The sequence below is a fragment of the Nocardia abscessus NBRC 100374 genome (assembly GCF_000308455.1).
GTDB classification, from domain to species: domain Bacteria; phylum Actinomycetota; class Actinomycetes; order Mycobacteriales; family Mycobacteriaceae; genus Nocardia; species Nocardia abscessus.
In genome coordinates, this window is sequence record NZ_BAFP01000067.1 from 30,201 (window position 1) to 55,867 (window position 25,667).

Genomic DNA, 25,667 nt, shown 5'->3' on the forward strand with positions numbered 1-25,667 from the left:
TAGGATGCGGAAGACGCGTGTCCGGATGGCGGGTATGGCGTTCTTCATCATGGCCGGTCTTTTCCTGTGGACCACCATCGCGATCTACAACAAGGACTTCGTCCGAACCGTACAGGTCACGCTCGTCACCGACAGCGCAGGAAACGCCTTGGCCCGCCACGCGGATGTGAAGGTGCGCGGAGTCACCGTGGGCGAGGTGCGGTCCAGTCGCAGCGACCGCGGCCAGGTAACACTGGACCTGGCGATCGACCCGGGCAACGCCGGCCTGATCCCGGCGAACGCGACCGCCCGGCTGCTGCCCAAAACGCTGTTCGGGGAACGGTATGTTTCACTGGTCATCCCGGCCGATCCCAGCCCGGCGCGGCTGACCTCGGGCATGACCCTGCACCAGGACCGTAGCGGCAATGCGATCGAGGTCGGCAAGCTGCTCGACGACCTGATGCCATTGCTGGACGCCATTCCACCGCAGGATCTCGCCGCGGTTCTCGGCGCGCTCTCCCAGGCTCTGTCGGGGCAAGGTGAGGCGCTCGGTTCGACTGTGGACAAGCTGGACACCATTCTCGGCGACGTCAACGCGGTGATGCCGGAACTGCAGCAGGGGCTGCAACGCTTCGCCACGGTGGCGGCAACCTACTCCGATGCCGCGCCGCATTTGATCGAGGCGCTGAACAACTTCCGCACCACCAACGCGACGATCATCGACCGGCGCACCGATATCGAAAACCTATACGCAACAGTATCTCCGAGCTCGTCGAAACTGGCCGACTTTCTGATCGCGAACCGCGACAACATCATCGACGTGGCCGCCGACTCGCGCCCTGCGATGGAGTTGCTGGCCAAGCACTCTCCGGCCTATGCCTGCACGCTGGCGAACTTCGCCCAGATCAAGCCGCGCATCGATGAACTCTTCGGCAAGGGGACGGACATGCCGGGTACCAGGGTGACGATCGAACTTGTCAACAACCGCGGCCGGTATTTGCCCAACCAGGACGAGCCGCGCTGGTTCGACCCCCGTGGCCCGTGGTGCCTGCCCGAGATGCCTCTCGGTGTCGACCCGGGCCAGTACCCGAGCGGGCCCCCGAACGACGGCGGCTACCAGCCGCCCAGCCGTAACCCCGGTGATCAGACCAGCGGGCATCTGCCGGAGCCGCAGCTGCGGGTGTTCCCCGCCGCGCAGCCACCGACACTGGCCGGATCACCCGGTGAACAAGATTCGCTCGGAGCAATCTACGGTGCGGCACAAGGTGTTTCGCCAGAGTCTGTGCCCGGCTGGCTGACCAGGGCCGCTGCGCCCGCTTTCCGTGGCAGTGAGGTGAGTGTCCGATGAGCGGACGTCGGCGTGGCCTGGTCGGCCCCCTCGTCAAATTGGCCGCATTCGTGGTGGTGACGGTGTTCGTGACCACGATGCTGGCACTGTCGATCGCCAACTACTCCGGCGGCGGCACCGTGTTCAAAGCTCGGTTCACCGACGTGACCTCCCTCGCGCCGGGTGACGAGGTGCGTATCGCCGGAGTGCGGGTCGGTACGGTCACCGCGGTCGGGATCGTGGACCGGCGCGAGGCCGAGGTGGAATTCGAACTACACGACCGGGATTGGCTGCCGGCATCTGTTACGGCCACCATCCGGTACCGCAACCTTGTCGGGCAACGCTACATCGCGCTCGAGCAGGGCGCCGGCGAGCAGGGTCGCAAGCTGAATGCGGGTGCCACTCTCGGGCTGGACCGTACCCGGCCCGCCCTCAATCTGACCACGTTGTTCAACGGGTTCCGGCCGCTGTTCCGCACGCTCACCGCGGAAGATGTGAACAAACTGTCCTACGAGATCATTCAGGTCTTTCAGGGCGAGCAGGGCACCATCCACGATCTGGTCGCCTCGACGGCGGCGCTGACCAACAAGATCGCCGACAAGGATGTGGTGATCGGGAACCTGGTGCGTGACCTCACCGCCGTGCTCACCACCGTCAGCGACCACGACGACCAGTTCGACCAGCTGATCGTGAACACCGAGGCGCTGGTGAGCGGCCTGTCCGCCGAGCGCGACATGGTCGCACGGTCGGTGACCTCGATGGGCAATCTGGCCGCGGCCACCGCGGATCTGCTGGTTCCGGTGCGCCCGACCCTGCAGGGCTCGATCGCGGGTTTGAGTGAGCTGACCGCCACCCTCAACGAGCGTTCCGACGAGGTGAACACCGCACTGGCGAACCTGCCGGTGAAGTTGGAAAAGCTCGGCCGCGTCGGCAGTTACGGCGGCTGGTTCCAGTTCTATCTGTGCGGCCTCGACATTCAGCTCGGCACCGGCGCCAAGGACGCGCCGCAGCTCAATCTACCCACCATGCCGACGATCAATCAGCCCTTGTACACCAACACGGCCACGCGCTGCCACGGAAAGGCCCGCTGATGGAATACCGGACATTGCACCGCGGCAAACGCAGTCCCGCCGCGCTGGGCCGCCTCGGCATTGCCCTGGTGCTGCTGGCCACGATCGGCGTCTTCTTTCTGGACCGGGTCCCGTTTCTCGGAGGGAGCACAAGCTATACTGCGGAGTTCACCGAAGCCGCCGGTCTGAAGACGGGCAACGAGGTCCGCATCGCTGGGGTGAAGGTCGGTCAGGTGTCCGATGTCCGCCTCGACGGTGACAAGGTGCTCGTCGAGTTCCGCACCTCCGGCGCCTGGATCGGTAACGAGACAACGGCCTCGATCCAGATCAAGACGGTGCTCGGCCAGAAGTATCTGGCCCTGGACCCGAAGGGGTCGGCGCCTGCCGATCCCGACTCGCCGATTCCGTTGTCGCGCACCCTGTCTCCCTACGACGTGGTCGACGCGTTTACCGACGCTGCCGACAATATCGACCGGATCGACACCGCGCAGCTGGCCACCAGTATGCAGGTGCTCTCCGAGGCGTTCGCGACCACACCGGCCGAGATCCGCGGCTCCATCGACGGCATGGCCCGGCTCTCGGCAACAATCGCCACCCGAGACGAACAGCTGCGGAAGATGTTCGACGCCACCGGCGCCACCACGGCCGTGCTGGCCGAACGCAATGCCGAGTTCGAGCGGCTGCTCGGTTCCGGCGGGGCATTACTCGCCGAGCTGAACATTCGCCAGCAGGCCATCCACCAATTGCTCACCGGCGCGGAGTCATTGGCCGTGGAATTGAGTGCGCTGGTGAAGGACAACAAGGACCAGATGGGGACCGCCCTGACCAATCTGCGCACCGCTATCGGAACGTTGAACGACAACCAGGCCAACATTGCCAAGACTCTCGAGCTCGCCGGCCCGTTTTACCAGCTCTTCTCCAACGTGATGGGCAACGGCCGCTGGTTCGAGGCCGTCATTGTGAATCTGGCCCCTCCTGCCCTGCCGGAGATTCCCGGTATCCGGCCACCGATCCGCACCATCGGAGGTAACTGACGTGGCATTCAGGATTCGCTCCTTGCCCAGCATCGCGATCGCCGTGGTGGTGGCGTTGGTCGCGACCTTCGCCCTGTGGTGGGGATACGACCGCGTCACCAGCACCCGGATCGCCGCCTACTTCGAACGCACCGTCGGCATCTACGAGGGTTCGGATGTGCGGATCCTCGGTGTGCCGGTGGGTTCGGTGGAGTCGGTGGAGCCGATCGGCGACCAGGTGAAAGTAGTGCTGCGAGTGGAGCACCGCTTCGACGTGCCAGCCGACGCCAGGGCCGCACTGGTGACCCCCTCGGTGGTCTCGGATCGCTACATCCAGCTCAGCCCGGTCTACCGTGGCGGCCCGAAAATGGAAAGCGATGCGGTCATTCCACGCGCACGCACCGTCACTCCGGTAGAAGTCGACCAGCTCTACCAGAGCATCACCGAACTCTCCGATGCTCTCGGCCCCAACGGTGCCAATAAGGAGGGCGCGGTAAATCAGTTGGTCCGCACCGGCGCGGCGAATCTGGCGGGAAATGGCGAGGCGATGGCCGACTCCATCACCCAGCTCTCCCGCGCGGCGCGCACCCTGTCGGATTCGCGCGGCGACATCGTCGAGACGGTTCGCAACCTGCAGACTTTCGTGTCCATGCTGACCACCAACGATCAGCAGGTGCGCGAATTCAACACGCAGCTCGCGGATCTGGCGGGATTCCTAGCCGGCGAACGTGAGAATCTCGGTAGTGCACTGAATCTGCTTTCGGTCGCCCTCGGTGATGTCGCCGATTTCATCGCCGACAACCGAGACCTGGTCGCGGACAACGCGGATGCGCTGACAACACTCACCCAGACCCTCGCCGACCACCGCGACGACATCGCGGCGGCACTGCCGGTGCTCGCGGTGGCGATGAGCAATGTGATCGGCATGCACAACGGTGAAGCGGGCACCCTGGACATGCGCTCGAACTTCTTCGACCAGCTTCAGGACCCGTTCGGGACCATCTGCAAATTTATGGATTTGGGCAAGCTGATGCCGGGCAATCCGACCTTCGACGAGGTCAGCCGGCAACTGCGGCCGCTGCTGGACCATTGCTCGACCATCGCCGCCTCGCTGGCGGCCGCGGTGAAATCCCCGATGATCCTGCCGTTCGGCATTCTCAGCGCCGAGAACATGCAGCGCGACCCGGTGCCGGGGACCGTTCCCGGCACACCTTCCAACCAACTGCCACCCTCGGAACAGGGAGATCGATGATGAGCGGAGTTCGCTGCACCGCGCGCGGTTTCGGTGCCGCAGTGGTGATCGCGGCGACCGCCGCGCTGGTGAGTTCGTGCGCCTCCGACGGCATCTACAGCGTCGCGCTGCCCGGCGGGGCCGATATCGGTGCGCGTCCGATGACCATCGACATCGAGTTCGATGATGTGCTCGACCTGGTGCCGCAGTCCGCGGTGAAGGTCGATGGCGTCCCGGTGGGCCGGGTCGAGGAGATCACCCTCGCGAGGGATATGTGGACCGCCAGCGTGCGTACCGTGGTGAACTCCTCGGTCGAGCTGCCGGTCAACGCGCGGGCCGAGGTGCGGCAGTCGAACCTGTTGGGCGAGAAGTACATTGAACTTACCCGACCCGGTGACGGCGCGGATCCGGCCCGGCTCACCGATGGTTCGGTGATCCCGGTCGCCAATACCCGCCACGCGACCGAGGTCGAGCAAGTGCTCGGCGCGATGTCCCTGCTGGTCAACGGCGGCGGCGTGGCGCAGTTGCAGCCGATCGTCAGCGAGTTGAACAAAACCCTCGACGGCCGCGAGGACAAGGCCCGCTCGCTGCTGGAGCAGGCCACTACCCTCATCGAGGGGCTGAACACTCAGGTGAACGACATCACGGCGGCGATCGACGGCCTCGCCACCCTGAGCGGGCGCGTGAGTACACAGACCGAGCAGATCGGCGCCATCCTCGACGAACTGCCCGAGGGCATCAGGATTCTCGAGGAGCAGCGGCCCCAGCTGATGGCGCTGTTGATCCAGCTCGACCGGGTCGGGCAGGCCGGCTTCGACGTGCTGAACACCGCCAAAGCCGATCTGATCAAGGATCTGACCGCGCTGCGGCCCGTCCTGCAGGAATTGGGCAAGGGCTCCGATGATCTGGTGACCGCGCTGCCGCTGATGCCCACCTATCCATTCCCGGATGCGGTGCTGGAGAGCACCTTCGGCGGTTCGGTCAACACCTGGCTCTCGGTCGATATGGAGATAGGCGTTCTGATGAACAATTTCGGTGTGGGTAAACCCGATCCGGTCTACACCCCCCCGCCGTTCGGGCCCTCGGTTCCGGTGAACCCGGACAACCCGTACCACAACGGCAACGGCCCGCGTCCGGGCTGGCCGACCATCACATTGCTGCCGACACTGCCCATACCGCAACTGCCGACGCTGCCGGGTGTGCTGACACCGATGCTGGAACAACTCGGGTTGACTCCCGCTCCTGATGGGGAAGGTGGTCCGCGATGACCCGTCTGGTTCGGTATCAGCTGATCGCCTTCGTGCTGATCGCCGTGATCGGTGTCAGCTATGTCGGTGCCACCTATGTCCGGCTCGACGAAATGTTCGGTTTCGGCGTCTATCACGTGCGGGTCGAGTCGGCGGAGACCGGCGGCCTTTACCAGGGTGCGGAGGTGACTTACCGCGGCGTCCCTGTGGGCCGGGTCGGTGAGCTCGAACTCACCGAGGCGGGTGTGACGATGCGGCTGGATATCAGCTCGGACTCGCCGAAGATCCCGGCATCGGCGACCGCGGTGGTCGCCAACCGCTCCGCCATCGGGGAGCAATACCTCGATCTGCAGCCGGACAGTCCGAGCGGGGCTTTCCTGCAGGATGATTCAGTGATTCGCGGCGCGGTGACACCGGTCGCGGTCGAGCAGCTGCTCGCCGGAGTGGACCACTTCACGAATTCGGTGGACCTGGCCGCGCTACACACCAGCATCACCGAACTCGGAAGAGCGTTCCACGGGAAGGGCGATGACCTGCAGGTACTCGTCCAGTCGCTGAACAACATCACCGCCGACTTCCACACGTCCCTCCCGCAGACCATCAAGTTGATCCGCGACGGCCGGATCGCCTTGGGCACCCAGGCCGAACAGTCCGGTGCCATTCGCGAATTCAGTGATGGTCTCGACCAACTCACCGCGCAATTGCGCGCGAGCGATCCGGATGTGCGTCGCATGATCGGCACCGGGACGGATGCGGGCGAGCAGATCGACGGACTGCTGGTCGAGAGCGGGGCGGCGATCACGCAGAATCTCGCCTCGTTGCGCACCATGCTGAAGACGGTTTCGCCGAAATTCTATGCACTGCAACCGATTCTGATGATGATGCCGCCGATATCCTTCGGTGGTTCGGCCGCTGCACCTGGTGACGGAACGACCCACTTCGGCTACGTCTTCGAGCTGAACTACCCGCCGGCCTGTTCGGCCGGATACGAGGGTACCCGGAAGATCCTGGCGGATATGAAGGCCGCGAATCCGGACTTCGACGACACTCGCGACGACTTCCCGTTCAACACCGAAGCGCGGTGCACGGTGCCCTTCGGTAACCCGACCGCGGTGCGCGGTGGCGCGCGCGCCGAATTCGCCGACCCGAGCATCCCGCAGCCGTGGGACGGCACTCCGAAGTCCGACCCGGACAAGCTCGATGTGAGCCCGATCGCCATCCAGGTGGCGACTCTGCTCGGGGTCACGCCCAAGCGGTGACCGACAACAATGAGGTGAGGTACATATGGTGAGTGAGTCGAGCGAATCGCCGGAAGCGGCGGCCCCTGTCGCCCACCCGCCGACCGCGGTCACCGCGGTCGCGGTCGGTGCGCTGGTCGTGGCGCTGATCGGGGCACTCTGGTTCGGTGGAGGCTGGGTGCGCGCGGCCTACTTCACCGACGGCCCGCGCGCCGAAGCCCGTGACGCCGCACTTACCGCCGCGTCGCAGGCCGCCATCAACATGACCACGGTCAAGGTCGAGGACATTCCCGGGTCCCTGGCACTGGCCCGATCCTCGATGACCGGCGCGATCCTGGATTCGGCGAACCAGAACCGACAGAAGTCCGAGGAGATGGCGCAGCAAGCCGCCGTCGGTATGCAGTCGCAGGTTCTGAACGCCGCGCTCATCTCGCTGAACAGTGAACTGGACAAGGCCGCGGCACTGGTGGTGCTGAAGGTGACCGAGGTCAAGCAGGACAAGTCGGCGTCGAACTACCGCTACTCCTGGAGCCTGGACATGACCAAAGAGGGGGATGTCTGGAAGACCGAACGGGTGGCGTCTCTGACCCAGCCGGTGCTGCTGGACAACCCTGCCGCCACCGCCGCCGTGCCGCCGGTACCGGCACCGGCCGCTCCCGCCCCACGGCCCGGATCGTAGGAGAGTTCTGATGGCAAACCGTCGACCGGTCAACCGGGTCACCACCACACGCCAGTCCGTGGAAGCGGAAGTAATGACGCCGGAGCCTGCCGACTCGGGCGAGGACGTGGCGGTCAGCTCGGCACCCGCCGAAGACTCGGTGAAGGAATCCACTCCGAAGTCCCGCGGCCGGTACACCTTTCCACGCCTCGCTCCCGGCCGGGCCGGCTCGTGGCGTCAGGTCGCGGCCGCTGCCGCGGGCGCTTTGGTGCTCGGTGGATTCGCGGTGTTCGCGGCCGCGCATCCCGGCGTGAACGACGCCAACACGGCGATGATCGACTCGGCGTCCACCGAGGAAGTGAAGGCCGCGGGCGTGCACGCCTTGCGCACCATCTACGGCTATGACGCGAAGACCATCGATGGCTACGACGCCGCGGTGCGCGGAGTGGTCACCGGCCAGATGCTGACCGATCTGAACAAATTCTCGGCCACCACCGTCGACGCCATCAGGCAGGCGCAGACGAGTGTGGAGGCCGCCGCCGACCCCGTCGGGGTAGCCATGCTCACCGCCGACCACGCCGAACTGCTGGTCAATCTCACCGTCGCCGCCACCAAGGACGGGGTTGCCCAGCAGAGTGTCTCTGGGACAGTTGTGCTGCGCATGCGGAAGGTGAACGGGGCCTGGCTGGCGGGCGAGATACTCGACCGGTAAGGGGCGGTGGGGAGTTGCGAAGGTGGCTGGAGGTTCGCCCGACGCAGTTGCTCCTCACATCGCGCCGCCGCTCGGGGTGTGAATCATCCAAAGCGCCGGGCATATCCCGCACGCGCCGACGGGTGAGTATTTAGCGTCTGAGTTGCGGCCGTTGCCCTGATTCCGTCGATCGGATCGGGCAACTGACACAGCTGTCGAAGGAATGCAACGCAATGGCGCGCTACACGGATACCGCGATCTCCAACGGTGTGGATGACACTCTGAATTGCCGAGTGACTGTCTATTTCTATCGGCCGGATCCCCAGCCGATGATGGTTCTCGAATATCTTGCGACGTGGCCGGAGGCCACCGAGTTCGCCGTGGCGGCTCGGCAATTCGGATTGCTGGTAACTTTTGACGGCGATGTGCGACCAGGACTGCGGCAGCTGCCCTGCCGCAGTCTCTGGCATTGAATTTCACACTGTCTGCTCGATTGCCAGCAGCCGTTTGACGATCTTGCCGCTGGCCCCGCGAGGCAACTCCGTCAGGAACGCCACATCGCGTGGAACTGCGATCCGGCCGAGTCGGCTCCGGATGTAGTTGCGCACCATCGTCGAATCCAGTCCGGAGTCGTGGCTTTTTACGACGAACGCGGCCAGGCGCTGACCGAACTCGGAATCTGGTACGCCGACCACCGCGACGTCGGTCACGTGTGGCAGAAACGACAGCGCCTCCTCGACCGGCCGCGGAAAGACGTTCTCGCCTCCGGAAATAATCATCTCGTCATCTCGGCCCGCGATGAACAACCGGCCCGCCACGTCCACGTAGCCGAGGTCGCCGGTATCGAGCATGCCGTCGGCCTCGGCTGGCGGCATGGAGTTGACGTAGCCGTCGAAGAGCATATGATTGCCCACGAAAATCCGGCCTACCGCACCCTTCGGAACCGGGCGTCCGTCCGGGCCGAGCACCGCTACTTTGGTGCCCAGCGGTGGGCGACCCGCGGTGGTAGGGGAGATACGAAGATCCTCGGGATCGGCGATCGTCGCCCACGATACCTCGGTGGAGCCGTAGACGTTGTAAAGGACATCGCCGAAGGAGTCCAGAAACTGCAGTACGGACGCCGTCGGAAGTGGCGCGCCGCAACTGGCTACGACTCGCAGGCTGCTGGTGTCGTAGCGGGCTCGGACCGCGGGCGGCAGGCAGAGGATGCGATGCACCATGGTCGGCACGACGATCAGGGATGTGACCCGATGCTCGGCGATCAGCCGCAGGCAGTCCTCGGCGTCGAACTGTTCCGGTAGCACGACGGTGGCGCGCAATGCCGTACTGAGTTGGAGGGCGGCCAGGCCCCAGGTGTGGAACAGCGGTGCCGGGATGAGCATCGTCTCGTGCATCCGCAGCGGGATACGTGAGAGCAGCGCCGCGATCGTGCCGAACCCTTTGGCGTGCGGCCGCCGCGCGCATTTCGGTGCGCCGCTGGTTCCGGAGGTCAACACCAGCAGTCGGCCGGGATGGGCCGGTCTGGGGGCCTTCGTGCGCCCCAGCGCAATCAGGTCATCGATGGTCGACCGGTCGGGCTGCGAACTCCGAATCGCGGTGATGTAGCGCGGGATACCGTCATGCAGGTACTGCACCAGCGGTTCCAGTTCGGCGTCGACGAACAGGGCTGCGAGGCGTTCGCGCTGGGCGATCTCCTCGAGTTGGCCGCCGGAGAGCCCGGCATTGAGCAGCACCAGATCAGCGCCGAGTTTTCCGGCGGCAACCATGGTTTCGACCATGTCGGCGTGGTTGTGTGCCAGCACGCCGATCGACTGATGGGCGTCGATGCCGAGATCGGCCATGGCGGTCGCCAGCGCATTGGTGCGCCGGTGCAATTCGGCGAAGGTGCGGCTGCCGCGGTCGTCGATGATGGCGGGCCGGTCGGGTTCGAGCGCGGCGCCGGCCGCGTAGCCGCCGGGCAGGGTGAAGCGCCACTTGGCCAGTTCGGCCAGCTGCCGCACGCCGCGGTCCGGCCGGCTCGGGGCCAGGACACCGGTGCGGATCATCTGGCCGACCACACCCGCGCGTCGGCGAATCGGCAGGTTCTCGCCGTTGATCAGCACGGAATTCGGAGCCTGTTGGGCGAATTCCAGCACTCGACGCAGGCCGGTCCGGGTCCAGGCGAGCACCGCGGCCTTGGATACCCGCGTCAGGCTCGGATGCACTCGAGCGGCCGCGAAGTAGGTCACCCGGACTATTGTCCGCTCGGCCTGGTGGTGGCCGCTGAACTTGCGCTTGAGTCGAATTGCCGCGAGAGCGCTCACATTTGGCGCGGACAGCTCGAGGCGTTGGTACCACTGGTGGACGGTCAGCCGGACTTCGACGGTTTCGATTCCGATCGCGGGTGAACCGGCACGAAACGCTGCGCGCCAGTAGCTTTCGTCCTGTTCCAGCTGTTCCATTCCGCCGACACCGCTGAACAGCCGCGCGTAGTTCTCCGGTTGGATGAGGATGTTCCACACCACTTGCCGCGCCAGCGGCAGCTCATGAACCACTTCGACGATTTCGGCAACCATTTCGCAACTCCTAATGCGCCCGTGATCTGACGGCGCGAAGCGGAGGCTACCGCCAGCGAAGGCCCACCCCGGCGGCGTTCGCCGCAGGTCGGTGGAACGCACAGTGGCAGGTGGCCTCGCACTGGGATGTCGTCACGATGCCCCCTCCCGCCCTGAGTAGATCATTGAGCTCGTGCCGCCGGAATCCGTCGCACATACTCCGGTCCGGGGTACGGCAAACCGCTGGCCCGGCTCGGCCGACCCAGTGGCGGGACGAGGGACCCACCGCCGATGAGCGCGGACTATCACAGGTGCGGGGCCTGCGGCGAACACTCACCGGCGGTGGAATGCGCCCGCCGGGATCGGGGATTCGGGCAGGTATCCCGGCGGGCGCGTGAGGGGAGAACAACGCTGTTCACCGCCCGCCGTTGGCAGCGGCGAGTACGGCCACTCTATGGGCGCGTCGATGCCGGGTGGGTCCAGGCGGTCCGGTCTGGGCGGTATCACAGCGGATAGGGGCCTGCGTTGGGACCTGATCACGATCCATCCGGGATCGTGATCGGCGCTTCCGGGTCGTGAATTCCGGACAAAGGTGAGCGACCACGTTTGAACCTTGGCTGTCGAATTGCGTCGGAGCGCCGCCATTGCGGAATATCCACTGGTCACCGACATGATCGGCCGCGACCGCACCGCAGGTCAAAGAGGAGTGGAATATGAGCGCTCGACCATCTTAAGGTTCCATCACGCAGGAACCGCAGCAACTGGGCGGAAGGGAGTCGATGATGACAACCAATGGGACGCTTCGGCCGGGGCTCACTGTCTCGGGCAAACCGATGTCCACACCTTTGAAGGATGTGCAGAGGGTATCGCGGCAGCTGGTCGGGCACTTCGTCGACAATGTGATCACCTGCGGCACCCTGCCCGGTGACATCATCTCCGGTGACGTCACCGCGGTCACCCGGATCTGTCTGGAGCTGTCGGTCAGCATGCTCGACGGCCGCGATATTCCGGCGAAGACCGACCGGCTGGCCGCGGCCGCCGCCGGATGGGCGCGCGAAGGCGTGCCGATCGATACGATCCTGCATGCCATCCACGAAGGCTTCAAGGTCGGCATGGATCTCATCGTCTCCGACGCGACGGCGCAGGATTACGCCAATCTGATGGACGGCGCTAAACGGGTGGTGGAGCTGCTCGACACTATGAGCGGGACGGTCGCCCGCGCCTATGTCCGCGAGCACAAGGCGGTGGTGAGCGAACACCACACCGCAGTGCACACACTCACCTCCGCACTGCTGGGCGGCTATCCGACCTCGACCATGGCACGCGAATGCGGAATCACCGTCGCGCAAGCGTATTTCGTGCTGGCACTAGATATTCCGAATCACCCGGACGAGCGGGGTCCGAAGCTCGACGGCAAGGTCGTCGCGCGCCGCAAACTGCGCCGCCTACAAGCCGAACTCGCCGCCCGGTGCGGTGCGAGCGCCCTCGCTCTGCTCAGCGTGGACGGTGGGACGATCCTCATCCCGACCCAGACGTGCGCCGATGAGCAGCTCGATGACCTCATCGCCCAGCTGTCGGCCGCCGCGCACGTGCCCGTGACCGCGGCCGTTGTCACCGCCTCGGTGGCCGAAGTGCCCGGCGCCGCCGACCGCGCGCACGAATTGCTCGATATGGTGCAGCGTTTGCGGTGTGTCCCCGGCGTGTACCGATTCGCCGATATGGCGTTGGAATACCAGCTGACCCGACCGGGCCCGGCCCGGGAAACGCTCGGCTCACTGCTCGATCCCCTCGACGCCCATCCGGAACTGCTGAAAACTCTGCACAGCCATATCAGCAACAACCTGAACCGCCAGCGCACGGCACGGGTACTGCACATCCATACCAATACTGTCGACCACCGGCTCCGGCGCATCCGCCAGCTCACCGGCCTGGACCCAACCGCCACCTTGGGTCTGTGGCAGTTGCGTTCGGCATTCATCGCCCGTTCGTTCCGGGAGCGCACCGATTTCAAGTGACGACTCACGGTGGCAGGGGGTGGCTGGTCACTGTGCTCGCAGGATTGAAGGGCGCCGCCATGAAGCTGGGGCAGATGCTGTCGGTGCCCGACGTCGAGCTGGTTCCGGAAAACCATCGGGCGCTGTTCCGGCTCGAGCTCGCCGAACTGCGCGCCGAGCGCCGGAGGTGCCGTTCCCGGCGATGCGGAAAGTCTTAGAGAACGGTCTCGGCCCGCTATTGGGGGTTTCGCCGATTCCGACGAGGCGCCGATCGCCGCGGCCTCGATCGGCCAGGTGTACCGGGCGCGCTCGCGGGACGGGCGGAGCGTCGCGGTGAACGTGCAGTATCCGGGCGTGACGAGGCGGGTCCTGGCCGATATGCGCACGAAACCGTCTACGTCTACCTACGCGCCGCGACAGCTACCGGGATGCTCGGGGCGCCGGCGTCACGGTGTGGCTGGTTGCGGCGCGAGGAACGCGGTCAGCAGCGCGGCGGAAAGGTTCTCGACGTTGGCCTCGGATGTTGTCCACGAACGGGTCGTCACGGTCATCGCAGTCGCAGTGGGGTTTCCGATGCAGTAGGGCGCGAATGCGGCGAAAAACCTTTCCGGGTCGATCAGTGTTTCCGGCGGATGCACTCCGGGACGGCGGATCGAGGGGAGGAGCAGGGTGGTGACAGCCAGGGGGACGCCGGTGTTCTCACCCATTGTCAAGCCGGGAAGTTGAGCCAGTGCGGTCGCCGCTGTGGCGTGCCTGCCGTTGCGGGTACCGCGGACAAGAGCGAACAGTGGCGGCGGGCCGCCGGGTTTGATGATGTCGGCTGGGTTGGTAGGCAACACGCGTTCGGCGAAGGACGCGATACGCGCCGCGCGGTGCTGGGTCAGAATTCGGTGATCCATACCGACTCGCAACGCAGACAGCGTCGCGAGGGTAATTCTGTCCCCCACAGCGATATTGATGTTGTCACGCAGGCCGGGGAATGCTCGGTGCAGAGTTACCGCCTCTGGATGCCCGAAACTGCGGCCCTGGATCGGGCCGATGCCCGGATAGTCCAGGTCGACCTTCTCCAGCGCGGGGCAATCCACGAGCCGGCCGTTGCGGGTAATCCGAATCGTCCCACTGATTTGCCGCATCCCGTGCTCCACGGCCGCACTGGGCCGGTTGGTGTGTGGCGAGCCCGGCTGTGCGGCGTCGGCGATGTTCCATCCCGTGACCACGCTCTCGACGGTATCGAGTTCACGCCCGGCGGTGATGGCGAGTAGATTCGCGAGGCCCGGACTCGCGCCCATGCCGACCAGGGCGGTGACACCTGCGGCGCGGGCGCGATCGTCCAGCGCCAGCATCTCCAGAGTCGGCTCCCAGTCGTCGCAGATATCGACGTAGTCGCGGCCCGCCTCGACAGCCGCCGACAAGACCTGCATTCCGAATCGGAAGAACGGACCGACGGTGTTCACCACGACGTCGCATTCACGCAGCATCGCGTCCAATGCCTGCCGATCGGTCACATCCACAGGCCGACCGAATGCCTTGGGCCCCAGGCTCTGGGCGACCGACTCGGCCCGTTGGCCATGGAGATCGGCGACGACCAGCTCCGTCACCGTCGCAGCGGCGCTCAGGACGCGCGCCGCAACCCGGCCTATCACACCCGCTCCGCCCAGTACCAGCACTCGCATGACGAACGCTCCTCGCATAGATTTACTGTTGTGATAGTAAATAAAGTAGGTCGGCCCAGCAAGGCACGGGAACGAAAAGTCGAAATCCTGCGGGCGATGGCGGGCGTGGTCGCCCGGGACGGGCTGGCCAACGCGACTCTGTCACGGGTGGCAGAAGCGGCGGGAATGCAGCGCACGCTGGTGTTGCACTATTTCGGTAGTCGCGACGGGTTGACGCGCGCCTTCGTCGCCGAGGCCGTCGCCGCCTACGGGTCGGCCATGCTGCGGACCACCGCGACCGAACCTGTGGCGGTGCGGATCGACGCGATGTTCGAGCCAGGCGCCTATCGCAGTCGAGAAGACCTGATTGTCTGGATCGAGCTGGTAGCTTTGAGTGCCCGCGACCCGCAGGTCCGAGCGCAGTTGCGTGAGTTGTGGATGCATCGTTGGCTACCGGAGTTGGAACACCAACTCCACGAGGACTTTCCGCACGCCAATGACGACCGGATCGCCATCGCAGCGTATGCGCTAGCCTGCCTCTTCGAGGCGCACTGGGCGTTCGACCTGCAGGACGTCGCCGGACCCCAGCGTCATTGTCAGGCCAAACGCGCCGCGCACGCCGTACTCGCGACCCTGGCCTCCTAGCCCAGATCCGGGGCCATTCCAAGCCGTTGCTCAATGGCGTCTCTGGTGCTGGTACCTGCAACGAGACCTCCGGCGCCTATTGATTCAGCGTGCCCAACATGTTCCGCGCTGATCTGCCTGGATCTCACTCGAGAGAAGCCGTGGTCGCCCAAGCCTTCGAGGATCTGTCCGACGCGTTGCGCGCAGCGCTCGATCCGAGTACCTTCCCGATGATCCGGCTGCGCGACCAGGGTATGGCTTGTATCCGCTTCGCTCTGGCACATCAGGAGCAACACCGACTGGCCACCGCGCCGACGAGCCGGGACGGTCGATCAGGTGCTCACCAGCGGCGCGTTCCAACTCTTCGCGGTGACTGTGCGCGAATGCATGGACGAGGGCACGCTCGTCGTGGGTGACCCGCTGCCTGTCGTGCTGCGGATGTGGGCGCTCGCTCGCGGCATCGCGTCGTTGCTGATCGCAGCCTTTCGATCCTGGGGCGAGGTCGAGCGGACGCTGACGGGTGATGAGCGCCGCCTGTGTCGCAGCGCGGCCGATCCACGCGGACGCCCGACGAAACCTCGTCCACATCCGACTGCGCGGCCCGCGACAGCACACCGAGCTCGGCGTGTAGTGCGGCGAAATGCCGCAAGTGGTCGTAGAGCGCGCCATCGCTGAACGGCTGATCAGGTAGTGCAGCACGCCACCGCGCACCGCGGCGCGGACGGTGTCCACATCGTCTGCAGCGCTGATCACCATGACGTCGGTCGCTTCGGCTGATTCTCGGATGCCTCGCAGTGCAGTCAGGCCATCGATATCGGGCATATAGATGTCGAGCAGCATCGGATCCGGGCGCAGTTCGTCGATCATGCGCAGCGCGTCGGCACCTGTGTGCGCCACGCTCACAAGGGCGAAACCCGACATATGCGGAGTGCACCCTGGCAACCATGAAGTCGTCGTCGACGAGCACCCGGATCACTGCGGCATCTCCGGAACGATCGGCAGTGTTGCGGTGAATACCGCACCCTCGGCGTTGTGGCCGAGACCGAACCACCTCGGCGAACACACGCCTGCTTGGTGAGCGCCAATCCGAGACCGCGCTGCCCGCTTGTCTTCGACATGCGCAGCTCGATGCCCTGTTTCGCGGCGAGGCTGGCCTTGGCGATCGGCAGCGCAGCGACTGCGGGATAACCGATCCGGCCGGTTACCTCGGCCTGCCACTGATCGTTGCTGGCACTGACTTGGCTGACGTAGCGGCGGACCTCGTCGTACTCGCCGAGTCTGATCAGCCCGGCGATGGTGTGCAGCCGATTGCGGAACACGCCGGTTCGTCGCCGGGGTGGCCCGCGAACACTAGGTCTGAAATGGTTCCCCTGAGTCGGCGTCAGAGGAATGCGGATACCTTTGCGCCTCCGGGCTCGAGAGCCTGATCCAGATGAAACCGGTTACTATGGAGCCAGCAGACCAACTGGTCCTTGGTTAGGGAAGCGAACCTCCGTGGATCGTATGGTCGGCCGAGGTGCGTGCACAGCCCAAGCCCGAACTGTAAGGCGGGACCGGATGCGCACCCGAGGGTGAGGGTCCACGCCGTAGATCTCGCCGGTTCGCTCACTTCGGCATCTCGGCACATCGGTCGCAGTTCAGCCGATCGTCATTGTGAACTATCACTATCGCTTGCGGACCGCTCTCCCGAAATTCACGTTACTCGGAGTAAGCCGTTCTCATGAATCTTGTTCTGGTTACTCTGGTGCAATAGCGCAGTTAACGGGGATGGAAGGAAGTTCGACTATGTCTGTTACCTCTCCCCGCAGGGAAGGGCTCACTGTATCCGGCCAGCCGATGTCGTTGCCGTTGAAAGACGTGCGGGCGTTGTCACGGCAGATGGTTGGGCATTTTGTCGAAACCGTCGCCCCCTGCGGCACCTTGCCCGGTGACGCGATCCATGGCGACATCACCATCATCACCCGCGTGTGCCTGGAACTGGCCGTCAGCATGCTGGACGGCAGCAATATTCCGGAGAAGACCGAACGGCTCGAAAACGCCGCGGCCCAATGGGCTCGCGAGGGCGTGCCTATCGATACCATTCACCACGCCATCCATGAGGGTTTCAAGATCGGCTTCGACCTGGTGGTGTCCACCGCCTTGGCCCAGCGGCGTGCCTCCGGCTCGGCCGACACCGAGCCGATGCTCACCCCCAGCATGGCCGACTACGAAAGTATTCTCGACGGCGCCAAACTGGTCGTCGAAATGCTCGATACCATGACCACGGCGGTCTCGGTGGCCTATGTGCGAGAACTGCGCGCGGTCGTGTCGGAGCACCACACCGCGGTGCACACGCTCACCTCGGCGCTGCTCGGGGGTCATCCCACCTCCACCATGGCCCGCGAATGCGGCATCGAAATCTCCGACCGCTATCGCGTCATTGCCCTCGCCATTCCGTCGCACCCGGACGAATCCAACCCGATACTGGACGCGCAAGTCGTCGCTCGCCGCAAACTCCGGCGCGTGCAGGCGGAGCTGGCCACCCGCTGCGACCACACCGTGCTGTCACTGCTGTCGATCGACGGCGGCACCCTGCTGATCCCCGCCGATCACATCACCGAGGTTGCTCTGGAGGAACTGATCGCCCACCTGTCGCAGGCGGCCCGCGTGCCCGTCACCGCCGCGGTGGTCACCGCCCCCACCGACATCGTGCCCACCGCTGCCGATCAAGCCCATCAACTACTCGACATGGTCACCCGGTTGAGGTCGGTGCCAGGCCTGTATCACTTCGACGATCTGGCTCTGGAATACCAGCTCACCCGCCCCGGCCCCGCCCGCGACTGTGTCGGGTCGCTGCTCGATCCACTGGACGAACACCCGGAACTGCTGGCGACCCTGGAAATCCATATCGCGCACAACCTCAACCGCCAGCGCACAGCGCGGCTACTGCACGTACACGCCAACACCGTGGACCACCGGCTCAAGCGGATCGGTCAGCTCACAGGGTTCGATCCCACCCAGGCCAGCGGGCTGTGGCACCTGCGTTCGGCGTTGGTTGCCCGCACTTACCGCAAGTGAGCGGCGTGCGGTCGTGCGGGTGCCGGAATTACTCCAGTCGATCAGCGTCTGCTGTTCCCGCCGGGGAACCCGTGCTCGAGAGCGCCACCAGGTGCTTCCAATCGCAGATTTCACACGACCCGGTACGCCCATAAGCAGGAGGTCGACATTGACAACGGTCGAAAACGCTCTGACACAAAGCCGACGAGTTGGAAGCAAAACATGGATGATATGCGACGAACCGAAGCCGACGGATTGCGCGCCACATGGCGGTTGTTTCATGACCACCTGATCACCATCGTCGCCGTCCACGAGGCATCCGGCGCCGCGCCGATCGTATCCTTCGGTCCCGACGATTTTCCGGATCTCGCACAAGCACGAGAACTCCTTCCGGACCTGAACACGTTGTGGGACGCAGTACGCCACGACTTCTGGACCAAACTCATTCCGCCGCGACCACAGTGTCGACAATGGCGATGGAAGTGATCTTGAAACCCCGCGCTCACTGCTGCGTGCGCATCGGGCTGTCAATCAACGACCACCGCCATGTGATTCGACGTGACGCAGCCGGAAAGGCCCAGGGCTCTCAGCAACCCGCCGCTGAAAGAACTGGTCAGAAAAGCTCGCCGATTCCGTCGGCGTAGATACCGAAGTATGTTTCAAGGCTGGCTGCTCCGGGACTCGTTCACCTGACACGGCGAACCAGCCCTGCAGCCTTGCCGGCTGTATTCGGCCTGCGCACTGAGCAGGTCGATTGGAAACTCGGCGCTGCACTTGCGGTCTCCCGCAGGCCGCGCGCGACAGACCGATCAGAATTGCATGCCGCTCCAGTTCTACCGGAATGCCCGTTTCAGGTGTGGGTGCTCGACGCCCCGCCGTCCGGCAACGACGCCGATGACGGTCCACAATGGCGTGGACCTCGGAACAGGCCCTAGTCATAGTTCCCTGAGTCGACGTCAGGGGCCCGCAGTATCGATACCCGTTGCGCATCCGCGCTCAAGAGCCTGACCAGATGAAACCGGTTACCTAATGGATTACATTCATTGCCGTCCATGCGGGAGAGAGTTGCCATCCACAATGGAACGATGCCAACGCCTGCACGCCTCCTGCGCCGGGGAGGGTGCTCGGACAGGAATGACTTCTGCTGATTGGAGAGCTGTCGCTTGTTGGCTGAACCCGGGCAGGAATCACCCGATAGGACAGATGGGATCGGAATAGTGGATCCGCGCAGCGCAATGAATAGAGATCCGCCAGCTACGTCGGTTGCATCAGGCGCGGGCATTCGGGGATACGGATCTGTACTGGCAGGTAAGGGTTTTCGCCTGATCGCCCGCTGGCGTAACCACACCGGACTGGGCGCGGATCACGCCGGGTGTGGGGCTCCGCCGTCGCTGTCGGTGAGGCGGAAGGACCGCAGGCGGGACTCGCCGCGCTCACCGAACTCGACTCGATGCTCCCGCGGTACACCGCTTCCGCCGCCCACCTCCACGCGCGGGCCCGCGATTGCTTTCAAACTGATCGAGGTCGCTCATAACCGCTGGCGCGCTCAACGCACCAAACCTGGTCGCTCTCGTGCACGCCGGATCATGTTCGGACGCGGCGAACGAGTCACCGTAGCATGATCCATTGCGCTACTCCCGCTGCTGTTTCTCGAGAGAAGTTGTAATAGTGAACGACTTTGCTCGAGGGGGTGTTTGTGTCATCGGGATTCATAGATGCGTTTGTGGCCGGAGATCGCCGCCAACCGGAACGGGCGGGTGGTCTCCTCGGGAATGGCGTGGTACCTGCCGTCGGTGGGGGTTCGGGCTTCGTGGAGTTCGCGGTAGCGGTCGTAGCCGACAGGTACGCGAGTGGTGACGGCGGACCGGTTGGCGTCGGTTCTGAGGTGATCGTGGTAGCCGGGTTCCAAGGTGCCGCTGAAGAATTCGGCGACGCTGCCCGATCCGTAGCTGATGAAGGCGATGGGTTGGTCGGTGAGGTCGTCGGCGTGGTCGAGCAAGGACACCAGACCGAGGTAGAGCGAGGCGGTGTAGCTGTTGCCGACGGTGCGGTTGTAGCTGGTGGTATGGCGAATCGCGGCGTCGATCGCGGCCGTGTCCGCCGTGTGGCCTTGACTTTCGAGAAGGTGGCGATGCGCTTTGAAAGCCATTCTGGTGAACGGTTGGTGATAGCAGAACGCGGCGAACTCGCCGAGGTCGCGGCCGCCGTGGCGCCGGTAGTCGGTCCAGGCTTCCTGGGTGGCCTTCTGATAGGCGTTGACCGAGGTCTTGCCGTCGACAAGCGCGGCGGTGCGGTAGTTCGGGCGCCAGAAGTCCATGATGTCGGCGCTGTAGAGCCCGGAGTGGGGTTCCAGTCGCAGGATCGCCGGATTCGCGCTGACGAGCATCGCCACCGCGGCGGCGCCCTGGGTCGGTTCACCGGGGGTGTCGAGCTCGTACTTGGCGATATCGGTGGCGATGACCAGTACGCGTTGGGACGGGTCGCGGGCGATCAGTCCGGCGGCGAACTGAAGTCCGGCCGTCCCGCCGTAGCAGGCTTGTTTCAGTTCGACCACGCGGGCGGTGTTGGGCAGTCCGATCAGAGGGTGGAGATAGAGGCCCGCTGATTTCGACTGGTCGACACCGCTTTCGGTGGCCAGCAGCACCGTGCGGATGTGGTCGATGCCGTGGCGGTCGATGATGGGCTGGGCGGCGGCCGCGGCGATGGTGACGATGTCCTCGTCGGCGGCGGCGACGCTCATCGTCTCCTGACCGATGCCGAGGTAGAACTTGTTGGGGTCCACGCCGAGGCGATCGGCGAGCAGGGCGTGATCCAGCGCGTAATGGGTGGTGGTGAAGGAAAGGTCGTGGATTCCGACCGGTGGGGTGGTCATGGCAGTACTCCGTTGCTTGTGGTCGACCGTTCGAATCGGGTGTGGGAGCGCATCAATTCACCGCGGTTGGTCTGCGCCGCCATCAGCGACAGCTCGCCGCACAGCACGGTGGCCGCCGCGATCACCGCGAGACGGCGGGCGTTGTCGCCGTCCTGCCGCGCCGACCGGCAGCCGAGGCGGGTGAGATTCTCGTCGACGAAACTCTGGTGCTTGCCGTTCCCGACGGTCCCGACGATGAGATTGGGCAGCGTGCACGAGAAGTAGAGATCCCCGGCGCGGTCCTCGGTATGCGTGACGCCTTGGGACCCCTCGACGATGTTCGCGGCGTCCTGCCCGGTGGCCAGGTAGAACGCCAACAGCATGTTGGCGTAGTGCGCGTTTGCGGAGCGGATTCCACCGGCGAGCAGCGTGCCGATGAGGTTCTTGCGGATGTTCAGCTCGACCACCTGTCGAGCGGTGGTGTGCAGTCTCCTTTCGACCACGTCGCGGGGTATGAGGATTTCGGTGACGACGTTCTTGCCGCGGCCGAGGATCCCGTTGACCGCGGTGGCTTTCTTGTCCGTGCAGTAGTTTCCGGAGACCGAGACGTATCGCAGCCCGGGAATCGTCGCCACGATGTGGTTCATCAGATGATCGGAGGCGAGCGTGACCATGTTGTGGCCCGCGGCGTCACCGGTGGTGAACGCGAATCGCAGGAACAGCAGATTCCCGGTGATCTGATGGTGCAGGTCGATGAGGCGGGCGTACCGGCTGCTGCCCGCGGCCACCTCCTGCAGTTCGCCGAATCGGCTTCCGAGCCGCTGCACGGCGGTGTGCGCGGTGTGCGCGTCGTCGGCTTCGAGCAGGATCGAACGGGTCATGCGGTCGTCGACCAAGGTCGCCACCACACCGTTGTCGGTCAGCGTGGAGATCCGCGCGCCGCGCCCGACCGACGGCCACAGCGGCGATTCGTAGGTGGCCAGGGGGACCTCGACGGCGTCGTCGACGGTATTGCCGGTGATGCGCACGGGTCCCACCCACTGCAGCGGGACAGCCGCATACGACATGTCGTTCACGGGTGGCTCCTTCTTTCCGATTCGTTCCACCACCGGCTCCGGTGGGCGTACGAGGCTGCGTCGATGCCGTGAAGCCGGCAGAACGTCGCCACGTCGCCGGTGATCAGCAGATCGCAACCGGCCAGATCAGCGGGCGTGGCAGCGCCGAGCACAGTCGAGATCAGGCGCAGTTGGACGAGCCACTCACGGATCATCTCGACCAACGCGGCGGCGCCGCGGCCGACGAGCGTCTCGAGGAAGCGTCCCGCGACACCGGTCGCGCAGGCTCCCAGCGCCAGTGACCTGGCGATGTCGAGGGGCGAGCGGATACCGCCCGAGGCGAACAGATCGATCCCGGTGACGCCCGCGCAGTCCAGCAGGCAGCTGGGCGTCGACTGGCCCCAGTTCTCGATGAAGGAGAAATTCGCGGCCGTGCGTCGATCGTTCTCGATACGCGCGAAGTTGGTACCGCCGCGGCCGCCGACATCGGCCACGGTGACTCCGGCATCGCGCAACCAGGCAACGGTGGGCCTGCTGAGTCCGAACCCGACTTCTTTGACGATCACCGGCACGGGCGCGTGGGCGGTGATGTGCTCGATCCGGCGGGGCCAGGACCCGAAAGCCCGGTCACCTTCGGGCATCACGATCTCCTGGACCGAGTTGAGGTGGATCTGAATGGCGTCCGCCTCCAGCAGGTCGATGGCCCGGTGTACCTGGTCCAGGGTCGCCGTCGCGTTGACGTTGGCCATGACGAAGCCGTGCGGGTTCTCCTGTCGCAGCACGCGGTAGCTGTCGGCGACCGAGGAGTCGCGGAAGTAGGCGCTCATCGAGCCGGACGCGATAGGGATTCCGGTTTCGCGGGCGGCGATCGCCAGCTGGCGATTGATCTCCCCGGTGTGCAGGCTGCCTCCGGTCATCGCGTTGACGAATAACGGTGTGTCCCAGCGTTTTCCGGCGACTTCGACGGCCAAAGACACGTCCGCGCTGTCGATGCCGGCGAGGGCGTGGTGCAGAAAGGTGACCGAGTCGAAGTCGTTGGCGCCGGTGTTATCGCGGTGCTGGTCCACGGCGTGCCGGACGTGGTCGTCCTTGCGGTTGCCGGTCATCCGCGGTCATCCGCGTGCGGGTGGGTGCGCAGCGACAGCGGCCGGATGCCCGCGGCGACCCAACGGGTGGTGAGTTCGGTGATCGCCGCGCTACGGGTGCGGTCGATGAGCGCGATGCCGCAATCGCCGCCCCCGGCGCCCGAAGGCTTCGCTGCGGCGCCGACCGCTTCGCCCGCCTCGCACAGCGCGTGCAGCCGCGGTGTCATGATGCCCACCCCCGCTTTCTCGTCGAGTCCCATCAGAATTGATCTGGCGTAGTGGATCTCGCCTTGGATACCGAAGGAATCGCCGGATTCGAGTGCCGTGCCGAGCCGTCGGACGCACTGCTCGCTCTTGGCCAGGAAGGCGCCGTGGTCGGGCAATTGCCGGCGGTGGCCGTGGCGGAGTCCCGCGACCAGCGCCGGTGTCGACGCGGGTTCCCCGGTCCACCCGACCTTCATCGCGAGTCGCGTCGGCGGGGGCAGACGATGCACCGACAACCCGGGCCACGGCGCGCGCAGTGCCGCGTCGACCCCTTTGTCCGCGATCGATTCGGATATGCGCTGCCGGTCGGGGGAACTGTAGGCGATCCAGCCGCCCCAGGTGCTCGCCGCTACATCCCCACCGGAGGCGGCCGGGTTGACCGACAGGGTGGCCACCATCGCCAGTCGGTACCGGTCCATCGGGCTCAGGCCGAGCCGGAAGAAGATGCCGAGGGCCGCGACGGCCGCGGCCGTGACCGCTGCGCTGGCACCGAGACCGAGTTTCTTGCCGTCGGAGTCGGCGAAATCACCGGTGAGGCGCAAACGATAGGGACGCGCCCGGATGCCTCGCTCGACGAGCAACCGATCGATGACCGCGGCCGCGGCGAAGACGTATGCGAACGCGGTCGGCACCCGGGCATCGGCGGTCGACGGGATCAATCGGTCACCGCCGCGCCGGCACGACAGCTTCCCGGCACCGTTGAGGTCCGTCCGCAGCGTGGTGTCCTCGTCGGCGGATGCCTCGACCACTGTGGCGGTCGCGTAGCGGTCGACCGCCGTGAGTATCGCGCGATGGCCCGGCTCCACGACGGCGTACTCTCCAGCGATGAACAGCTTGCCCGGGGCACGGTAGCTGATCATCGGTCGCCGCCCCGGACAACGGCAGCGCCGGGGCCGAGATGGGCCGTGTGGGTTTCGGCGAAGTCGCCGACCTCGCGTAGGGCGGCGTCCACCCGCTGCGCGTCGGCGCGGGCACAGAGCACCGTGACGTTGGGTCCGGCATCGATCGTGGCGTAGGCGGCGACGCCGTCGTCGCGCAGCGCGAGTACCCGGTCCAGAATCGTCACCGAGCCCGGCGAGAGGTACCGGATCGACGGTTTCGCCGCCAGCATGGTGGCGTGCATCCCCAAGGCGTTGCGCTCGGCGATCTCGCCGACCGCTGGAAGGTCCCGGCGCGCGATGGCTTTGCGCATCTCGTGGAGGTCGGAGGCCGACGATTCGGCCCATGACCGGTAGAGCGGCGAGGTGGCGCAGGTTCGGCGCATGGCCTCCCTGCTCGACACCGCCTTCGACGCGGTGTCGACCACGGCGACAACCAGAGCCGGGTCCAGCGCGTCGCCGTCGATTTGTTCCGCGTAGGAACTCAGGTCACCCGCCTCGCCGAAGCCGTCTCCGGCGTGCCACACCACGAACCCGCCGAAGACGGATCGGCAGGCCGACCCGGAGCCCCGCCGCGCCAGTCTCGACAGCCCGCGGGCGCCTTCGTCCAGCCCGTAGCATGCGGACGCCGCAGCGGCCAGTGCGGCGAATCCGCTCGCCGAGGAGGCCAGGCCAGCGCCGGTCGGCCCGGTATTGGTCGAGATGACCAGCGCGTGTTCGGCGCGGCGGGCACGGGCACGAACCAGGTCCAGAAACCGCTCGACCCTGGCGTGCGCCGGACCGGCGGCACGGCAGCCATTGAGCACGACGACGTCGGCCGGGCCGTCGATCAACCGCACCGTCGTCGTGGTGGGATAGATGTCCAGCGTCATCGACAAACTACCTGTGACGGGCAGGAAGAACGATTCGTCGCGCTTGCCCCAGTACTTCACCAGCGCGATGTTCGGATGGGCGACGGCGACCGCTTCTTCGCCGATTTCGTTGGCACGGAAGAGACTCGCTTCGGCATCGTCGACTCCGAGAACGTCGATGCCGTCGGCGGCGGGCGGGGAGACCGCTGTCGCGTCGGGGGCGAAAGTCGTCGGTGTGTATCGCGTTCCGGTTTCCGGCGGAGTCGTGGCATCGGTCATGGCAGCACGCTCCGGGTCGGGACGGTCCAGGTCTGCACAGCGCCGGCTCGGCGTAGCGCCGCACTCACCGTCGAGGCGCCGCGGCCCGGCTCGGTGAGGGCGAGGACGCA

22 protein-coding genes and 2 pseudogenes are annotated in these 25,667 nt (G+C 65.6%); 16 read left to right on the top strand and 8 right to left on the bottom strand.

All coding sequences use genetic code 11. The features are described from left to right. Positions 1-4: 4 nt before the first annotated feature. The 9 genes from ON19_RS13370 to ON19_RS13410 all read left to right on the top strand — a co-directional run bounded on the left by ON19_RS13370 (position 5) and on the right by ON19_RS13410 (position 8,927). Positions 5-1,327: an MCE family protein gene (locus ON19_RS13370; RefSeq protein ID WP_043690933.1), complete on the top strand. Its 1,323-nt coding sequence runs from the start codon at positions 5-7 to the stop codon at positions 1,325-1,327. Further along, the gene (locus ON19_RS13375; RefSeq protein WP_043690935.1) at positions 1,324-2,397 is read left to right on the top strand and encodes an MCE family protein; all 1,074 of its coding nucleotides are present in this window, start codon (positions 1,324-1,326) and stop codon (positions 2,395-2,397) included. Before ON19_RS13370 ends, ON19_RS13375 begins: the two co-directional genes overlap by 4 nt. After that, positions 2,397-3,410, top strand: a complete 1,014-nt coding sequence (locus ON19_RS13380; protein WP_043690937.1) for an MCE family protein — start codon at positions 2,397-2,399, stop codon at positions 3,408-3,410. The genes ON19_RS13375 and ON19_RS13380 overlap by 1 nt, the downstream gene beginning before the upstream one ends. Before the next feature lies 1 nt (position 3,411). Further along, a complete protein-coding gene (locus ON19_RS13385) occupies positions 3,412-4,641 on the top strand; it encodes an MCE family protein (protein ID WP_043690938.1) in 1,230 nt (409 codons plus the stop codon). Further along, complete coding sequence (locus ON19_RS13390) at positions 4,638-5,888, top strand: MCE family protein (protein ID WP_051168833.1); 1,251 nt, start codon at positions 4,638-4,640, stop codon at positions 5,886-5,888. Before ON19_RS13385 ends, ON19_RS13390 begins: the two co-directional genes overlap by 4 nt. Then, entirely contained in the window at positions 5,885-7,126 is a 1,242-nt protein-coding gene (locus ON19_RS13395) for an MCE family protein (RefSeq protein ID WP_043690940.1), read from the top strand. The genes ON19_RS13390 and ON19_RS13395 overlap by 4 nt, the downstream gene beginning before the upstream one ends. Before the next feature lie 28 nt (positions 7,127-7,154). Further along, the gene (locus tag ON19_RS13400; protein WP_169334178.1) at positions 7,155-7,784 is read left to right on the top strand and encodes a hypothetical protein; all 630 of its coding nucleotides are present in this window, start codon (positions 7,155-7,157) and stop codon (positions 7,782-7,784) included. 10 nt (positions 7,785-7,794) lie between these two features. Beyond that, on the top strand, positions 7,795-8,475 hold the full coding sequence (locus tag ON19_RS13405) for a hypothetical protein (protein WP_051168834.1): 681 nt from the start codon (positions 7,795-7,797) through the stop codon (positions 8,473-8,475). A gap of 212 nt (positions 8,476-8,687) precedes the next feature. Beyond that, on the top strand, positions 8,688-8,927 hold the full coding sequence (locus tag ON19_RS13410) for a hypothetical protein (protein ID WP_051168835.1): 240 nt from the start codon (positions 8,688-8,690) through the stop codon (positions 8,925-8,927). A gap of 3 nt (positions 8,928-8,930) precedes the next feature. On the opposite strand, the gene ON19_RS13415 is transcribed toward ON19_RS13410, so the two are convergent. Continuing rightward, positions 8,931-11,009: an AMP-binding protein gene (locus tag ON19_RS13415; protein ID WP_043690942.1), complete on the bottom strand. Its 2,079-nt coding sequence runs from the start codon at positions 11,007-11,009 to the stop codon at positions 8,931-8,933. A gap of 812 nt (positions 11,010-11,821) precedes the next feature. Here ON19_RS13415 and ON19_RS13420 point away from each other — a divergent pair. From ON19_RS13420 to ON19_RS44960, 3 genes and pseudogenes are all read left to right on the top strand, one after another. Continuing rightward, complete coding sequence (locus ON19_RS13420; RefSeq protein ID WP_227954846.1) at positions 11,822-13,003, top strand: PucR family transcriptional regulator; 1,182 nt, start codon at positions 11,822-11,824, stop codon at positions 13,001-13,003. Next, the gene (locus ON19_RS44955; RefSeq protein WP_043690945.1) at positions 13,000-13,200 is read left to right on the top strand and encodes a hypothetical protein; all 201 of its coding nucleotides are present in this window, start codon (positions 13,000-13,002) and stop codon (positions 13,198-13,200) included. The genes ON19_RS13420 and ON19_RS44955 overlap by 4 nt, the downstream gene beginning before the upstream one ends. 76 nt (positions 13,201-13,276) lie before the next feature. Then, a pseudogene (locus tag ON19_RS44960) lies at positions 13,277-13,342 on the top strand (hypothetical protein); the annotation flags it as partial. A gap of 86 nt (positions 13,343-13,428) precedes the next feature. Here ON19_RS44960 and ON19_RS13430 read toward each other — a convergent pair. Further along, positions 13,429-14,655 carry a saccharopine dehydrogenase family protein gene (locus ON19_RS13430; protein WP_043691011.1) on the bottom strand — a complete coding sequence of 409 codons (1,227 nt, stop codon included), beginning with the start codon at positions 14,653-14,655 and terminating at the stop codon, positions 13,429-13,431. On the opposite strand from ON19_RS13430, the gene ON19_RS13435 reads away from it, so the two are divergent. Next, entirely contained in the window at positions 14,551-15,279 is a 729-nt protein-coding gene (locus tag ON19_RS13435; protein WP_227954845.1) for a TetR/AcrR family transcriptional regulator, read from the top strand. The genes ON19_RS13430 and ON19_RS13435 overlap by 105 nt on opposite strands. 84 nt (positions 15,280-15,363) lie before the next feature. On the opposite strand, the gene ON19_RS40180 is transcribed toward ON19_RS13435, so the two are convergent. After that, complete coding sequence (locus ON19_RS40180; protein ID WP_218006407.1) at positions 15,364-16,179, bottom strand: response regulator; 816 nt, start codon at positions 16,177-16,179, stop codon at positions 15,364-15,366. An 864-nt stretch (positions 16,180-17,043) separates the two neighbouring features. Between ON19_RS40180 and ON19_RS13445 the strand changes: the two genes are divergently transcribed. The 3 genes and pseudogenes from ON19_RS13445 to ON19_RS43710 form a co-directional block, all read left to right on the top strand. Then, entirely contained in the window at positions 17,044-18,315 is a 1,272-nt protein-coding gene (locus tag ON19_RS13445; protein WP_043690951.1) for a PucR family transcriptional regulator, read from the top strand. 210 nt (positions 18,316-18,525) lie between these two features. Then, positions 18,526-18,780, top strand: a complete 255-nt coding sequence (locus tag ON19_RS13450; protein WP_043690954.1) for a hypothetical protein — start codon at positions 18,526-18,528, stop codon at positions 18,778-18,780. 898 nt (positions 18,781-19,678) lie between these two features. Beyond that, a pseudogene (locus ON19_RS43710) lies at positions 19,679-19,798 on the top strand (RNA polymerase subunit sigma-24); the annotation flags it as partial. A gap of 195 nt (positions 19,799-19,993) precedes the next feature. Here ON19_RS43710 and ON19_RS13455 read toward each other — a convergent pair. The 5 genes from ON19_RS13455 to mvaD are packed head-to-tail and all read right to left on the bottom strand — an operon-like array spanning position 19,994 to position 25,557. Next, positions 19,994-21,166 carry a hydroxymethylglutaryl-CoA synthase gene (locus ON19_RS13455; RefSeq protein ID WP_043690956.1) on the bottom strand — a complete coding sequence of 391 codons (1,173 nt, stop codon included), beginning with the start codon at positions 21,164-21,166 and terminating at the stop codon, positions 19,994-19,996. Beyond that, positions 21,163-22,212 (bottom strand): hydroxymethylglutaryl-coenzyme A reductase family protein, encoded by a 1,050-nt coding sequence (locus tag ON19_RS13460; RefSeq protein ID WP_051168837.1) that lies wholly within the window; start codon positions 22,210-22,212, stop codon positions 21,163-21,165. Before ON19_RS13460 ends, ON19_RS13455 begins: the two co-directional genes overlap by 4 nt. A 5-nt stretch (positions 22,213-22,217) precedes the next feature. Further along, positions 22,218-23,306 carry a type 2 isopentenyl-diphosphate Delta-isomerase gene (fni, locus tag ON19_RS13465; protein ID WP_043690958.1) on the bottom strand — a complete coding sequence of 363 codons (1,089 nt, stop codon included), beginning with the start codon at positions 23,304-23,306 and terminating at the stop codon, positions 22,218-22,220. Further along, positions 23,303-24,409: a phosphomevalonate kinase gene (locus ON19_RS13470; protein ID WP_043690960.1), complete on the bottom strand. Its 1,107-nt coding sequence runs from the start codon at positions 24,407-24,409 to the stop codon at positions 23,303-23,305. The genes fni and ON19_RS13470 overlap by 4 nt, the downstream gene beginning before the upstream one ends. Further along, entirely contained in the window at positions 24,406-25,557 is a 1,152-nt protein-coding gene (gene mvaD / locus ON19_RS13475) for a diphosphomevalonate decarboxylase (RefSeq protein WP_083899347.1), read from the bottom strand. The genes ON19_RS13470 and mvaD overlap by 4 nt, the downstream gene beginning before the upstream one ends. Positions 25,558-25,667: the final 110 nt, after the last annotated feature.

What these genes read in the sequence shown, in the direction of transcription:
- ON19_RS13410 (WP_051168835.1), top strand. Translation starts at nt 8,688, where the DNA reads ATGGCGCGCTACACGGATACCGCGATCTCCAACGGTGTGGATGACACT.
- fni (WP_043690958.1), bottom strand. Translation starts at nt 23,306, where the DNA reads ATGACCGGCAACCGCAAGGACGACCACGTCCGGCACGCCGTGGACCAG.
- mvaD (WP_083899347.1), bottom strand. Translation starts at nt 25,557, where the DNA reads ATGACCGATGCCACGACTCCGCCGGAAACCGGAACGCGATACACACCG.
- ON19_RS13430 (WP_043691011.1), bottom strand. Translation starts at nt 14,655, where the DNA reads ATGCGAGTGCTGGTACTGGGCGGAGCGGGTGTGATAGGCCGGGTTGCG.
- ON19_RS13420 (WP_227954846.1), top strand. Translation starts at nt 11,822, where the DNA reads ATGTCCACACCTTTGAAGGATGTGCAGAGGGTATCGCGGCAGCTGGTC.
- ON19_RS13390 (WP_051168833.1), top strand. Translation starts at nt 4,638, where the DNA reads ATGATGAGCGGAGTTCGCTGCACCGCGCGCGGTTTCGGTGCCGCAGTG.
- ON19_RS13415 (WP_043690942.1), bottom strand. Translation starts at nt 11,009, where the DNA reads ATGGTTGCCGAAATCGTCGAAGTGGTTCATGAGCTGCCGCTGGCGCGG.
- ON19_RS40180 (WP_218006407.1), bottom strand. Translation starts at nt 16,179, where the DNA reads ATGTCGGGTTTCGCCCTTGTGAGCGTGGCGCACACAGGTGCCGACGCG.
- ON19_RS13470 (WP_043690960.1), bottom strand. Translation starts at nt 24,409, where the DNA reads ATGATCAGCTACCGTGCCCCGGGCAAGCTGTTCATCGCTGGAGAGTAC.
- ON19_RS13460 (WP_051168837.1), bottom strand. Translation starts at nt 22,212, where the DNA reads ATGTCGTATGCGGCTGTCCCGCTGCAGTGGGTGGGACCCGTGCGCATC.
- ON19_RS13380 (WP_043690937.1), top strand. Translation starts at nt 2,397, where the DNA reads ATGGAATACCGGACATTGCACCGCGGCAAACGCAGTCCCGCCGCGCTG.
- ON19_RS13450 (WP_043690954.1), top strand. Translation starts at nt 18,526, where the DNA reads ATGCGACGAACCGAAGCCGACGGATTGCGCGCCACATGGCGGTTGTTT.
- ON19_RS13455 (WP_043690956.1), bottom strand. Translation starts at nt 21,166, where the DNA reads ATGACCACCCCACCGGTCGGAATCCACGACCTTTCCTTCACCACCACC.
- ON19_RS13445 (WP_043690951.1), top strand. Translation starts at nt 17,044, where the DNA reads ATGTCTGTTACCTCTCCCCGCAGGGAAGGGCTCACTGTATCCGGCCAG.
- ON19_RS13370 (WP_043690933.1), top strand. Translation starts at nt 5, where the DNA reads ATGCGGAAGACGCGTGTCCGGATGGCGGGTATGGCGTTCTTCATCATG.
- ON19_RS13405 (WP_051168834.1), top strand. Translation starts at nt 7,795, where the DNA reads ATGGCAAACCGTCGACCGGTCAACCGGGTCACCACCACACGCCAGTCC.
- ON19_RS13375 (WP_043690935.1), top strand. Translation starts at nt 1,324, where the DNA reads ATGAGCGGACGTCGGCGTGGCCTGGTCGGCCCCCTCGTCAAATTGGCC.
- ON19_RS13435 (WP_227954845.1), top strand. Translation starts at nt 14,551, where the DNA reads ATGGAGATCGGCGACGACCAGCTCCGTCACCGTCGCAGCGGCGCTCAG.
- ON19_RS13395 (WP_043690940.1), top strand. Translation starts at nt 5,885, where the DNA reads ATGACCCGTCTGGTTCGGTATCAGCTGATCGCCTTCGTGCTGATCGCC.